The organism is Staphylococcus sp. HMSC072B07 (assembly GCF_001815505.1).
GTDB classification, from domain to species: domain Bacteria; phylum Bacillota; class Bacilli; order Staphylococcales; family Staphylococcaceae; genus Staphylococcus; species Staphylococcus simulans.
In genome coordinates this window covers 199,647-211,988 of the sequence record NZ_KV820915.1, presented here as the reverse complement: position 1 = coordinate 211,988, position 12,342 = coordinate 199,647, and the positions used below count along the sequence as shown (strand labels likewise).

Here is a 12,342-nt window from a genome sequence, read left to right as displayed (position 1 = left end):
AGACGTAAGGACCACTAATAGATGAATGTTAGTGGTCCTTAGTCATATTAAAAAGCAGGACAAGAGAAAGGTGATAGACTTACATTTGTCCTGCTTTGAATGTTATTTAATTGCTTGAAGTTTAGCGTGCGCGGTACGTTCACGATTAATTTTACGTGTCGTTATAATCAATGCCGCAAATGCAATACTGACACTTAACATCGATGAACCGCCATAGCTGAGCAACGGTAAGGTTACACCTGTTAAAGGAATGGTACCTGAAACACCGCCGATATTAACGAAGGCTTGGATAAAGATATAACTGCCGATACCGATACATATCAGCTTGTAGAAGTGATTTGAAGTACGGTTAGCATAGATTAAACTTTTCACCACAATGAGTCCATAGAGTCCTAATACAATCAGTACCCCGATTAAGCCTAACTCTTCAGACAAGACAGTGAAAATAAAGTCTGTATGCGGCTCTGGCAGGTACCCAAGTTTTGAAACTCCATTGCCGAGTCCTTTACCGAATAAACCGCCATTACCGATTGAAATTAAAGCACTTGTCAGCTGATACCCTTCATTATTTTCATATTTGAAGGGGTTTAAGAAAACAGCAATACGTTTGATTCTGTAAATGTTCTTCGTATCAAAGAGCAATGTATAAATCAGATACATTGCTACAGGCAAGAGTGCGATGCCGAAGATTTGTACTTTAATTTTATTCTTGATATCAGAATAAAGTAAAATGCATCCTATAATGACGACGGTTAACATGGTTCCACCTAAGTCACCTTGTAAGAGTACAAGGACCAGACCAAAGCCTAATAAGAGTAACGGTGGAATTAAATGATTAATTTGATAGTCACGCTGTCTGCTTAATCGTCGATCAATGATGTATGAGAAATAAAATATAGAAGCGAGTTTTAAAAACTCGGAAGATTGGAGACTGAAAAATCCTAAGTTCAGCCAGTTTTTGGAACCGTTGATTTCTTTACCTATTAATAAGGTTAAAGCTAAAAGTCCAAAGGTAACTAACAACATGACCAATTGAACATTTGGAGATTTAAAGAAATCGATTCTGACAAAAAGAGAGAAAAAGATTATGATAAGTCCAATCACGAAATAAATAGCTTGGCGTTTCATGAAATGGTTGCTTGCGACAGGGTAGCCGCCTGTTAAAGAACCTTTTGAAGCGGGTACCATACTAGCACTATAAACCATGACAATCCCAATAAAACCAAGCAGGATAAAGGTTATGATCAAACTCAGATCCACACCTTTAGTTGCGTTACGCAACGCTCTGAGAAATTTCTTCAATTCTAGTCACCTCTACGATTGTCTGTTTTTCCTTAAACGCGATGTGAAATATAATGCATTAAATATCTATTATATAGATTTTGTTTACAACTATCCACCTTTTATAGGTAAAAGAAAATTGAATGAAACACAAATAAAAAAATAGAGTATGTACAAATAAAAAAGAAGCCTTGAAATGACTTCAAGACTTCCAAATCAAGCATTGCTTCACACAAGCTTTATCTATTATTTTACGGTATCATAGTAACGAATGTTGTCTGAGATTTCTTTAAGGTAGAAGTTGCCTTTTGGTTCAACTGCTAACTCAGTTTCAGCATCAAATTCAAGGTTGTCGAAGCGTTTGAAGAATGATTCGTACTCTTCAACAGATAATGCTTTTCGGTTTTTCAACATTGCTTGATGTGCTTCAACATCAAGTGCGTCTTTGAAGCCGTCTGCAAGTGTAGCTGTGAAGAATTCACCTACTGAACCAGAACCATAGCTGAATAGACCGATACGGTCTCCGCTATTTAAATCATGGTTTTCAAGTAAAGAAATCAAGCTTAAATAAAGTGAACCTGTATAGATATTTCCGACATAGCGGTTATAATCCGTAGCAGATTTGTAACTGTCATTTAATCTTGCTTGTGTATCTTCTGAGGCTGTATCTGTTAAAATAGAATCAAGTGCTTTTTGACCCATCTTTGTGAATGGTACATGGAAGCATAACGCAGCAAAGTCAGACAATGATTTATGATAACGTTTCGCGTACTCGTTCCAACTTTCTTGGAAAGAATGGATATAAGCATCTTTAGATAATTTACCGTCAACAAGCGGATAAATTTCACCAGATGGTCTCCAGAAATCGTAAACGTCTTCTGTAAATGCAACTGAATCATCATGCAACTCAGCAATACGCGGGTTATGACTGATTACCATAGCGACTGCACCAGCACCTTGTGTCGGTTCACCGCCACTGTTAAGTCCGTAACGCGCAGTATCACTTGCGATAACTAATACTTTTTCATTAGGACGTGGTACTAAATAATCTTTTGCCATTTGAATCGCAGGAGTCGCTGCATAGCATGCTTCTTTCATTTCGAAACAGCGTGCAAAAGGTTGAATTCCTAGTAGATGATGAATCTGTACAGCAGACGCTTTCGCTGAATCAATTGCTGATTCAGTTGCGACAATAACCATCGTAATATCTTTCTTGTCTTGTTCTGTCAAGATAGGTTGAGCAGCGTTCGCACCCATTGTTACAATGTCTTGACTGACTGGGCTTACAGCCATTTCAGTCTGACCGATACCAATCAGAAACTTGTTTGGATCTACATTGCGTGCTTCGGCTAAATCAGCCATATCTACGTAAAAGTTCGGAATATAAAAATTAAGTTGGTCGATACCAATTGTCATAAATAACCAACATCCTTTCTTGATATGTTAAATCACTTTAAATCATATCAAAAGAGGGTACAAAAATACAATTTTAAATTAGTAGCTAGTGATAAAAAAGGAGACTAAATTATGAGCAAAATCGCAATTGTTAGTGCAAAACGTACACCAGTAGGAAAATTCAGAGGGAAATTAAGAGATTATTCTGCAGTACAACTTGGCACCATCGCTTTAGAAGCAGCAATTGATGCTATCAATCTGCCGAAAGATAAAATCGAGAATGTAATTTTGGGTAACGTATTGCAAGCAGGCAACGGTCAGAATCCAGCACGTCAAATCTTGGTGAATGCCGGATTGCCGACATCAACTCCTGGAATGACTATCAACGAAGTATGCGGTTCTGGTTTAAAAGCTGTAATCTTAGGTAAACAACTGATTCAATTAGGGGAAGCAAAAGTTGTCGCAGTTGGCGGTGTTGAAAGTATGACAAATGCACCGAAACTGGTATTACCTGGACAAGAAAAACCTGTACCAAGCTTTATGCATGACGGTTTGACAGATGCGTTTGAAAATGTACCGATGGGGATTACGGCTGAACGTATTGCGGATAAATATGAAGTGACACGTGAACAACAAGATGCGTTTGCGGTCAATTCACATCAAAAAGCGTACGAAGCATCTCAAGCTGGTAAATACCAAGCAGAAATGATTCCATTAACAGATGCAGATGGCGAAGAAATGACAATGGACGAAGGTATCCGCGGTAACAGTAATGTAGAGAAACTTGCGACTTTAGATACTATCTTCAAAGAAGACGGTACAGTAACAGCAGGAAATGCTTCAAGTATTAATGACGGTGCATCAGCCTTAATCTTAATGGATGCAGACTATGCACGTGAAAACGGCTATGAAATTATGGGGATTTTAGGTGATTACGCAGAAGTCGGTTGTGATCCTGAAATTATGGGTATCGCACCTTACTATGCTGTATCTAAATTATTAGAGAAAACAAATCAAACAATTGATGATATTGATTTAGTAGAAATGACAGAAGCATTTTCAGTTCAAAGTATTGCGGTTAAAGAGAATTTGAATATTCCAGATGAGAAATTGAACATCTACGGCGGCGCAGTCGCAATCGGTCATCCAATCGGTGCTTCAGGGGCACGTTTAGTGACATCATTAGTTCATGAACTGCATCAAGAAAACAAACACAACGGTATTGCAACAGCATGTATCGGCGGCGGTTTAGGTATCGCATTAGAAGTTGAAAAAGGAGAGTAAGCAACATGAAAGCATTGGGGAAAGATTTCAGACACTTATCACGTCAAGATAAATTACAGCGTTTAGAAGACAATGGTTGGATTTCACAAGAAAGTCATCAAGAATTGTTAGATATACCGCTGCTTTCTGAAGAAGTGGCTGATAGTCTGATTGAAAATGTGATTACACAAGGTGCATTGCCTGTCGGATTATTACCAGACATTATTGTAGACGGTAAACATTATGCGGTGCCGATGATGGTAGAAGAACCATCAGTCGTAGCTGCCGCAAGTTATGGTTCGAAGTTAGTCAATCAAACTGGCGGATTCAAAGTTGAATCGAGTGAACGTTTGATGATTGGACAAATTGTCTTTATGGAAGTAGAAGATCCAGCACAATTAGCTGAACAATTAATTGAGAAAGAATCACAAATTCATCAAGTCGCAGATGCAAGTTATCCATCGATTTTAAAACGTGGCGGCGGTTATCGTAAAATTGATGTCGATACGTTTGAAAAAGAAAAACTAGTTTCTTTAAAAGTTTATGTTGATACAAAAGATGCGATGGGCGCTAATATGATGAATACCATCTTAGAAGGCATTTCTGGCTTCCTGAAAGGCGAATGGCCAGAAATCAATGTCCTAATGAGTATTTTGTCTAATCACGCTACAGCGTCACTTGTGTGCGTCTCAGGAGAAATTGATGTTTCAGCTTTAGCACGTGGTGAGATGAGCGGTGAAACAGTTGCGAAACGTTTGGAAGCTGCTTCAGTTTTAGCTTATGTCGATCCATACCGTGCAGTGACACATAATAAAGGTGTTATGAATGGTATTCATGCAGTAGTATTAGCAACAGGCAATGACACACGCAGTGCTGAAGCCAGTGCACACGCATATGCATGTAAAGAAGGACAATATCGCAGTATGACAAAATGGGAGTACTTAGAAGATAAAGGTCGTTTAAGAGGAACGATTGAAATTCCGATGACACTCGCAACTGTCGGTGGCGGTACAAAAGTGGTTCCGATTGCACGTTTAGCACAAGAAATCTTGCATGTGGATTCTGCACAAGAATTAGGTGAAGTTGTGGCAGCAGTCGGCTTGGCTCAAAACTTCTCAGCGTGTCGTGCTTTAGTATCTGAAGGTATTCAAGAAGGTCATATGAGTCTGCAGTATAAATCATTGGCGATTGTCGCAGGTGCGAAAGGTGCAGAAATTGAACAGGTAGCCGATGCTTTAAAACAAGCAGACACTGCGAATATGGCTGAAGCGGAAAAAGTGTTAGCTGAATTACGTAGTAACTAAAAATAAATGTTATAAATCAATATGAGATGTCATTTTGATGAGAGAAGCGGGTTCTTAAAGAGGACTCGCTTTTTTGACGTAAAAAAACAGCATCCCTTAAAGGAATGCTGCGAAAAATAATTATTAGTCGATTGTGATATTAGAACCTGCTAAGTCTTGTTCATCTTTCTTAGGCAATACAACAGTTAAGACACCATCTTTGTAAGATGCTGAAATCTTGTCGCTGTCGATATTACTGAAAGAGAATTCACGGCTGACACTGTCAGTGCTACGTTCTCTTTGGATTACGCGACCTTCTTCATTTTCAGTACGACTTTCAATTGAGCGTTTTGCGCTGATTTTCAGTGTACCTTCATTATAAGAAAGGTTGATATTCTTTTTATCAAATCCTGGTAAATCTGCTTCAACAATATATTGGTTATCTTTTTCTTTAATATCTGTTTTTACAGCATTTACTGTTGGGATTTGATCTATAAATTGGCGTCCGAATTCTTTGAAAATGTCAGTGGGTTTACTTTCGAAAGGCATATAAAATCGCTCCTTTTCATTGTTTAATTAAAGCTCGCGTTAGTCATTCATACCCGAATTCTTGTAAGGCAATCTTACTGAGTATTCAGCGAGTTCTGACTTTAATTATATCACGTCCAGGAGCTGATAGATAATCAGAGGATTGTAGTGTTAGGCTTCAGAAAAGTTATTAACGATAAATTTCGAAAGGATAGATTTAATTGTTTTCGCATCTTCCATTGAAATGTCTAAATCATTGAAAACTTCCATCGCAATATGTGAGATTTCGTGGCGAGTGTTAACACCTTCTTCAGTTAAAGAGACAAGGAGATTTCTTTCGTCTGATGGCTGTCTAAGACGTTTAACAAGCCCTTGTTTTTCTAACTTTTTAATCATTGGTGTTAATGTTCCGGAATCTAAATATAATCTTTCCCCTAAAGATTTGATATTGATAGATTCATCGTCTTCTATAGCGAGTAGAACAATATAGCCAGTATATGTCAGCCCATATTTCTTAAGATGCGGGGTATAACGCTTAATTATCTCTTTAGACGACACATAGAATAAAAAACATAATTGTTTATCTAAAAAGTTGTTAGGTTCATGCAATTAAATCACTCCTTATTTAAAATAACGATATTATGAACGCAATCACTTGTCAAGAATAAATTTCGTGCCTATAATTTACTATGTTTAAACTTTGTAGTATGAAAATATTCAAATAGATTCCGTTTTGTTCGAAAAATAAACATAATAGATAAAGGAGCAAAAAATATAATGGAAAAACAATGGTTTGATGATGTGCTGAGAGCACGTAAATCAGTAAAGGTTTATGACCCAAATGTGAAGATTTCACATGAAGAAATGGATGAAATGTTAGGGAAAGCAGCACTAGCACCTTCTTCAATTAATATGCAGCCATGGCGAGTTGTTGTAGTAGATAGTGAAGAAGGTAAAGAGAAAATCCATCCTGCTATGCAATTCAATACAAGACAAAATGATACATCTGCAGCGATGGTTGTTATTTTCGGTGATTTACGCAACTACGAGTATGGTGAACAAATCTATCAAGGTAACGTTGATAAAGGCTATATGCCTCAAGAAACTAAAGATGACTTATTATCTAAGTTTCTACCATTTTATAAAGGGTTAAGCTTGCCGCAAATGACATCTATCGTAAATATCGACTGCAGCTTGTTTGCGATGCAGTTCATGCTTGTCGCTAAAGCGCATGGCTATGATACTAATCCAATCGGCGGTTTCGATAGAGAAAATATTGCTTCTATTTTAGGTTTAGATCCTGAACGCTATGTTCCAGTAATGGTGGTTGCTGTAGGTAAGGCAGATCAAGCAGCACATCATACGTATCGTTTAGATGTAGATGCTTTCAGACGTTATTTCTAATGTAATCATCGACAAATTTGTTACAATATAATTAAACGTGTGACAAGTAAGGGAAACTTCATTCATAATTATATAGATAATATATTTTTATATGGATGAAGTTTAAAGGCTAAAGGAGTCTGGCTATGAGTAAAAAAGTTTTTCATTTGATTTTAATTATTATCGGTTCCTTAATTATTGCAACAGTATTCTTCTTTGGTTTGAAAACCTATCAAGGTAAGCAAAATTTAAAATTGGTGGATCAGTATATTGCTGAACATCAATTACAAGATGATATCAAATCAGAAAAGAAAAAATTCAATGCGAAAGACGGCGTTTATTATAAAGAGGTTGTCTTTAAAGATGAACCGCAATTAACGTATGTGATTCAACCGATGGGGACTTCAAAGGGATTATTTGCACAAGCATTTGATACGCAAACAAGAAAGCATATCAAAAAAGCTAAACATAATTTCTTTGATGACAATTATAAGCTTAAATAACCGATTAAGTATGTTAGAATAAATGTGATTAAGACATTAAACACGATGAATAGTGTTTAGTGTCTTATTTGCGTTACAAGGATAGTTGTGTGAGTATGAAAACTCTATCACAACTTATCAAAAATTGATTATTATCATCAAAAATGGATATAACACCTTTAGTATCAGCATAGAGAAAAAACATGATAGGAGGGACGGCATGACACACAGAAATCAAAAACGTTGGCCGGGCTTTGTACTCGTGATTATTGGCTCTATCTTCTGGGGCGTCGGCGGTACAGTATCACAATGGTTGTTTGAAAATAAACAATTACCGGTCACGTGGTTCGTGGGTGTTCGTTTATTAGTATCTGGATTACTTTTAGTTATAATGTCATTCTTTTTAGAAGGTAAGAAGACAATCACCATTTGGGCAGATAAAAAAGATACGCTCAAATTATTTATTTACTCACTCATTGGTATGTTAGGTGTGCAATACTGCTTTATGGCGACCATTCATTATGGTAACGCAGCAGTAGCGACGTTGCTCCAATATTTAGGTCCTGTCATTATTATCTTGTATTTAGTTGCAGCTAAAGTCATCCGTTTCAGATGGAAAGAAGGTATCGCAGTCACATTGGCACTGAGTGGTACATTTTTCCTATTAACGAATGGTTCGCTTGCAACATTATCTGTTCCGATGCCAGCAATTATTTGGGGTGTAATGTCAGCTTTTGCGATGGCATTCTATACCATCTTCCCCGTACAATTGCTTGCTAAGTGGGGAACGGTCAATGTTGTAGGTTGGGCGATGTTAATCGCAGGTATATTCTTAAACTTCTTACATCCGATTTGGAAAGTTGATACATCAAATTGGGATGTAAAAGTCATTGTGTATTTATTCATTTCAGTGATTATTGGTACGATGTTTGCATTCTGGCTATTTATTTCCAGTTTGAAATTCTTATTCCCGCAAGAAGCCAGTGTACTTGGTACGATCGAACCGTTAACAGCGATTTTATTATCGGTTGTATGGCTAGGCGTATCATTCGGTGCTTGGCAAGTTATGGGTGTCGCATTAATCGTATTAATGGTAATCTTCTTAGCAGTCGTCAAAGACTAGCGGTATAATTAGGATAGAAAGATAATTGCTTCAAAATATGTTATTTTACACTGTTATTTAATATAATTTTAAACATTTAGTGTAAAATCATCTTGAAGTTTTAAATTTTTCTATCCTAATTATTTATTTTCTGATATAATTAAACAATGTCAGAAAAAGGGGAGATGCATCAATGGCTATATTTAAGAGAAAAATAAGTTTACCAGTGCAGGTTATGATCGCGCTTGTTCTTGGTGTTGTTGTAGGACTATTGCTTTATGGACAAAAAGACATCGCGAATTATATACAACCGCTTGGTGATATATTTTTAAACTTAATTAAAATGATTGTTATTCCAGTCGTTTTCTGTTCGCTTGCCATATCTATTTCAGGTGTAGGTGAATCTAAAACAGTTGGACGTTATGGACTTAAAACAATTATTTACTTTGAAGTGATTACAACTATCGCAATTGCATTAGGTGTTTTGTTCGCGAATATCTTTAAACCGGGGACGGGACTAGATCCGAACAAATTACCAAAAGGTGATATTACTAAATATGAATCATCAGCACATGCAGCTGAACATTCTACATATGGCAATCATTTTATTGATACCATTGTTAATATCATTCCGACGAACTTTTTCGAAGCATTAGCTAAAGGCGAATTGCTTCCGATTATCTTCTTCGCTGTATTCTTTGGATTAGGAATTGCAGCTATCGGAGAAAAAGGAGAGCCTGTTAAAGCTTTCTTAAGCGGAGTGTTAGAAGCGACATTCTGGATGATCAATAAAATCTTGAAACTCGCGCCTCTAGGCGTATTCGCATTTATTTGTGTAACAATTATGACATTTGGTGCTTCAGCATTGGTTCCACTATTGAAATTAGTGGCTGTTGTTATCGGCGCAATGGTCTTCTTTGTAGTAGTAGTATTGGGCATTGTAGCTAAATTATGCGGCATCAGTGTATTTGATATTATAAAAGTATTGAAAAGTGAAATTTTATTGGCATTCTCAACTTCAAGTTCAGAAGCAGTATTGCCAGTTATGATGAAAAAAATGGAAAACTTCGGTTCTCCGAGAGACGTGACATCATTTGTAATTCCAATCGGCTACACATTCAACTTAGATGGTTCAGCACTGTATCAATCAATCGCCGCATTGTTCGTTGCACAAATGTATGGTATTCACTTAAGTTTAGGTGAACAACTTGTATTAATCTTTACATTGATGATTACATCAAAAGGTATGGCAGCGGTGCCGGGAACTTCAATCGTTGTACTTTTAACAACATTAGGTTCTATGGGCTTACCAGCAGCCGGTCTTGCATTAATCATCGGTGTGGACCGTATTCTGGATATGGTTCGTACATGCGTTAACGTAGTCGGTAACGCATTATCAACAGTCGTTATTGCGAAATGGGAAAATGTCTTCGATAAACAAAAATCTGAAGACTACTTAAAATCTATTTAAGCAATACACACATATAGAGAGGTTGTTAAAACCTGACTCTAAATTTAAATTTTCTGACATAATATTTGTAAAACTATTAAAAAAACACCGGCGTAAAAACGTCGGTGTTTTCGTATGCTTAATGATGCATATCATGAATCTTCATCATTAAACCATGTGGAATATCATCATGTTCTACCACTTTTTTCTTACTGAACTCATCAGTACCTACTTTTTTAACAAGTACCACAAAGTCGCCTTTTTTAGGCTTAAATTGATCGTCAGAATCAACTTTAACATTCTTCTCAATGTGATTATCTTTTTCACTGATCATTTTTTCAACCGTTTGATTATCTTTCATAATCCCGTAATATGTTTCTTTTTCACCAGAAGCAAAGATCATAATAACTAATACGATACATGCGATTGTTAAAAGCGCAATCAGTGATATACCTAATGTTTTGCCATTCTTTTTCATATGTGTGAAACTCCTTTCTTTATCTGTTAATAGATATACCGAAAAATGATAAAAAAAGCAATGAATAACAACATGGTTATATTTGTTATAATGAAGTGTAACTTAGTCAAAAGGAGAGAGCACGATGCATATTATTGTTTATTGCGGTGCAAGCACAGGACAAAATCCAGTGTATTTAAAAGCAGCAGAAGCGTTAGGTACATGGATGGCACAACACAATTATGGCTTAGTCTATGGCGGCGGCAATGTCGGTTTGATGGGACATCTCGCAGATACGGTTAAACAACATCAAGGCCATGTGGTAGGTGTCATGCCGAAATTCTTAGAGGAAAAAGAAATTGCACATCAAGGTTTAGATGAATTGATAATTGTTGATACCATGGCTGAGCGTAAAGCAGCTATGTTAGATAAAGGAGATGCTTGTTTAGCTTTACCTGGGGGACCAGGAACGTTAGAAGAAATTACGGAAATGGTTTCTTGGGCAAGAATCGGTCAAAATGCTAATCCATGTATCTTTTGGAACGTGAATGGTTATTATGACAAAATCGAAGCGTTTTATGACCAAATGGTTGAGGAAGGTTTTTTAAGTCAGGCAGACAGAGATTTGATTTTATTCACAAATGATTTTGAAACATTAGCAGCCTTTTTGAGAGACTATCAGCCACCGCATATACGTCAATATAAATAAAATAGACATCGTGTATCAAAATAATGACTACTTTGATACATGATGTCTATCTTTTAGTTTGAAACTAGGTCAGATTTTGCCTTTGCGCCATAAAAGTAAAAAGACAATCGCAACGATAATCATAGAGATACCGAGTGTCGCAATCCAAGAAGTCGGGCTATGATCGTTAAGCGGAAGCGGTACGTTCATACCGAAGAAACTGAATACTAAAGTCGGTAACGTCAAGAAGACTGTAAAGAGTGTCAAAGTCTTCATGATATTGTTCATATCATTTGAAAGCAGAGATTCATATGAAGTCGTGATACTTTCTAAGATACGTGTATGCAACTCTGTTGTTTCAATGGCTTGGTTTGTTTCGACAAATAAGTCTTCAATCAAGTCTTCATCTTCTTCGAAACGTTTAATCGGCGGCAGTTTGAAAAGTTTATTGAAGACATCTTCATTACCTTTCAATGCAGCTAAGAAATAAACCAAACTCTTTTCAACTTCCATCAAGTTATAAAGTTGTTTGTTCGTTACTTTTTTCTTCAATTCACGTTCGATGCGTAATCTTGATTTATTCAATAAACGCAAATTACGGTTGTAGTGGTTTGAAATGGTTAATAAGATATTCAACGCAAATTGACTGCGATAATGCAGATTTTGACTAGATTTCGCAAAGTGATCTAAGAAATCAACTTCATGATCGCAAATCGTCATAATGCGTCTGTGTCCGATAATAATACCCAGTGGAATTGTCATAAACGAAATAATTTTATTGTTCGTATTATTGACGATTGGAAAGTCGATGATGATTAAAGAATAACCTGTTTCGTCATCAAATTCGACACGTGCGCTTTCATCCGCATCCAAGGGGTCTTTTAAGAAGTCTTCTGGAATATTAAAGCGCTCAATCAAAGATTCTACTTCTTCTCTCGAGGGCTCGGTAATATTAATCCATAAAGCTTCCTCTAAGGAAGTGGTATGAATATCTTGATGAACATTATGTTTATAAGCTGTAATCATTCTG

The 12,342-nt window shown here is 36.6% G+C and carries 13 protein-coding genes; 7 read left to right on the top strand and 6 right to left on the bottom strand.

Annotated features, from left to right (window positions below):
• Positions 1–102: 102 nt before the first annotated feature.
• Both HMPREF3031_RS08375 and HMPREF3031_RS08370 read right to left on the bottom strand, forming a co-directional pair.
• Entirely contained in the window at positions 103–1,302 is a 1,200-nt protein-coding gene (locus tag HMPREF3031_RS08375) for an FtsW/RodA/SpoVE family cell cycle protein (protein WP_002479724.1), read from the bottom strand.
• Between the two features lie 225 nt (positions 1,303–1,527).
• Complete coding sequence (locus HMPREF3031_RS08370; RefSeq protein WP_002479723.1) at positions 1,528–2,697, bottom strand: hydroxymethylglutaryl-CoA synthase; 1,170 nt, start codon at positions 2,695–2,697, stop codon at positions 1,528–1,530.
• Positions 2,698–2,808: 111 nt separating this feature from the next.
• On the opposite strand from HMPREF3031_RS08370, the gene HMPREF3031_RS08365 reads away from it, so the two are divergent.
• Both HMPREF3031_RS08365 and HMPREF3031_RS08360 read left to right on the top strand, forming a co-directional pair.
• Positions 2,809–3,960: a thiolase family protein gene (locus HMPREF3031_RS08365; RefSeq protein ID WP_070724816.1), complete on the top strand. Its 1,152-nt coding sequence runs from the start codon at positions 2,809–2,811 to the stop codon at positions 3,958–3,960.
• Positions 3,961–3,965: 5 nt separating this feature from the next.
• The gene (locus HMPREF3031_RS08360) at positions 3,966–5,243 is read left to right on the top strand and encodes a hydroxymethylglutaryl-CoA reductase, degradative (protein ID WP_002479721.1); all 1,278 of its coding nucleotides are present in this window, start codon (positions 3,966–3,968) and stop codon (positions 5,241–5,243) included.
• Between the two features lie 123 nt (positions 5,244–5,366).
• Here the strand turns inward: HMPREF3031_RS08360 and HMPREF3031_RS08355 are convergent, their stop codons facing one another.
• Both HMPREF3031_RS08355 and HMPREF3031_RS08350 read right to left on the bottom strand, forming a co-directional pair.
• On the bottom strand, positions 5,367–5,771 hold the full coding sequence (locus tag HMPREF3031_RS08355) for an Hsp20/alpha crystallin family protein (protein ID WP_002479720.1): 405 nt from the start codon (positions 5,769–5,771) through the stop codon (positions 5,367–5,369).
• A gap of 150 nt (positions 5,772–5,921) precedes the next feature.
• On the bottom strand, positions 5,922–6,359 hold the full coding sequence (locus tag HMPREF3031_RS08350) for a MarR family winged helix-turn-helix transcriptional regulator (RefSeq protein WP_002479719.1): 438 nt from the start codon (positions 6,357–6,359) through the stop codon (positions 5,922–5,924).
• 168 nt (positions 6,360–6,527) lie between these two features.
• On the opposite strand from HMPREF3031_RS08350, the gene HMPREF3031_RS08345 reads away from it, so the two are divergent.
• From HMPREF3031_RS08345 to HMPREF3031_RS08330, 4 genes are all read left to right on the top strand, one after another.
• Positions 6,528–7,154 carry a nitroreductase family protein gene (locus tag HMPREF3031_RS08345; protein ID WP_002479718.1) on the top strand — a complete coding sequence of 209 codons (627 nt, stop codon included), beginning with the start codon at positions 6,528–6,530 and terminating at the stop codon, positions 7,152–7,154.
• Positions 7,155–7,279: 125 nt separating this feature from the next.
• Entirely contained in the window at positions 7,280–7,636 is a 357-nt protein-coding gene (locus HMPREF3031_RS08340; protein ID WP_002479717.1) for a DUF3139 domain-containing protein, read from the top strand.
• 199 nt (positions 7,637–7,835) lie between these two features.
• Complete coding sequence (locus HMPREF3031_RS08335) at positions 7,836–8,738, top strand: EamA family transporter (protein WP_002479716.1); 903 nt, start codon at positions 7,836–7,838, stop codon at positions 8,736–8,738.
• A gap of 172 nt (positions 8,739–8,910) precedes the next feature.
• A complete protein-coding gene (locus HMPREF3031_RS08330) occupies positions 8,911–10,188 on the top strand; it encodes a cation:dicarboxylate symporter family transporter (protein WP_002479715.1) in 1,278 nt (425 codons plus the stop codon).
• A 118-nt stretch (positions 10,189–10,306) separates the two neighbouring features.
• On the opposite strand, the gene HMPREF3031_RS08325 is transcribed toward HMPREF3031_RS08330, so the two are convergent.
• Positions 10,307–10,645, bottom strand: a complete 339-nt coding sequence (locus HMPREF3031_RS08325) for a DUF4889 domain-containing protein (protein ID WP_002479714.1) — start codon at positions 10,643–10,645, stop codon at positions 10,307–10,309.
• Positions 10,646–10,769: 124 nt separating this feature from the next.
• Between HMPREF3031_RS08325 and HMPREF3031_RS08320 the strand changes: the two genes are divergently transcribed.
• Entirely contained in the window at positions 10,770–11,333 is a 564-nt protein-coding gene (locus HMPREF3031_RS08320; protein WP_002479713.1) for an LOG family protein, read from the top strand.
• Positions 11,334–11,402: 69 nt separating this feature from the next.
• Here the strand turns inward: HMPREF3031_RS08320 and HMPREF3031_RS08315 are convergent, their stop codons facing one another.
• Positions 11,403–12,338 carry a magnesium transporter CorA family protein gene (locus HMPREF3031_RS08315; protein ID WP_002479712.1) on the bottom strand — a complete coding sequence of 312 codons (936 nt, stop codon included), beginning with the start codon at positions 12,336–12,338 and terminating at the stop codon, positions 11,403–11,405.
• Positions 12,339–12,342: the final 4 nt, after the last annotated feature.

What these genes read in the sequence shown, in the direction of transcription:
- HMPREF3031_RS08355 (WP_002479720.1), bottom strand. Translation starts at nt 5,771, where the DNA reads ATGCCTTTCGAAAGTAAACCCACTGACATTTTCAAAGAATTCGGACGC.
- HMPREF3031_RS08315 (WP_002479712.1), bottom strand. Translation starts at nt 12,338, where the DNA reads ATGATTACAGCTTATAAACATAATGTTCATCAAGATATTCATACCACT.
- HMPREF3031_RS08335 (WP_002479716.1), top strand. Translation starts at nt 7,836, where the DNA reads ATGACACACAGAAATCAAAAACGTTGGCCGGGCTTTGTACTCGTGATT.
- HMPREF3031_RS08330 (WP_002479715.1), top strand. Translation starts at nt 8,911, where the DNA reads ATGGCTATATTTAAGAGAAAAATAAGTTTACCAGTGCAGGTTATGATC.
- HMPREF3031_RS08325 (WP_002479714.1), bottom strand. Translation starts at nt 10,645, where the DNA reads ATGAAAAAGAATGGCAAAACATTAGGTATATCACTGATTGCGCTTTTA.
- HMPREF3031_RS08320 (WP_002479713.1), top strand. Translation starts at nt 10,770, where the DNA reads ATGCATATTATTGTTTATTGCGGTGCAAGCACAGGACAAAATCCAGTG.
- HMPREF3031_RS08360 (WP_002479721.1), top strand. Translation starts at nt 3,966, where the DNA reads ATGAAAGCATTGGGGAAAGATTTCAGACACTTATCACGTCAAGATAAA.
- HMPREF3031_RS08345 (WP_002479718.1), top strand. Translation starts at nt 6,528, where the DNA reads ATGGAAAAACAATGGTTTGATGATGTGCTGAGAGCACGTAAATCAGTA.
- HMPREF3031_RS08340 (WP_002479717.1), top strand. Translation starts at nt 7,280, where the DNA reads ATGAGTAAAAAAGTTTTTCATTTGATTTTAATTATTATCGGTTCCTTA.
- HMPREF3031_RS08365 (WP_070724816.1), top strand. Translation starts at nt 2,809, where the DNA reads ATGAGCAAAATCGCAATTGTTAGTGCAAAACGTACACCAGTAGGAAAA.
- HMPREF3031_RS08370 (WP_002479723.1), bottom strand. Translation starts at nt 2,697, where the DNA reads ATGACAATTGGTATCGACCAACTTAATTTTTATATTCCGAACTTTTAC.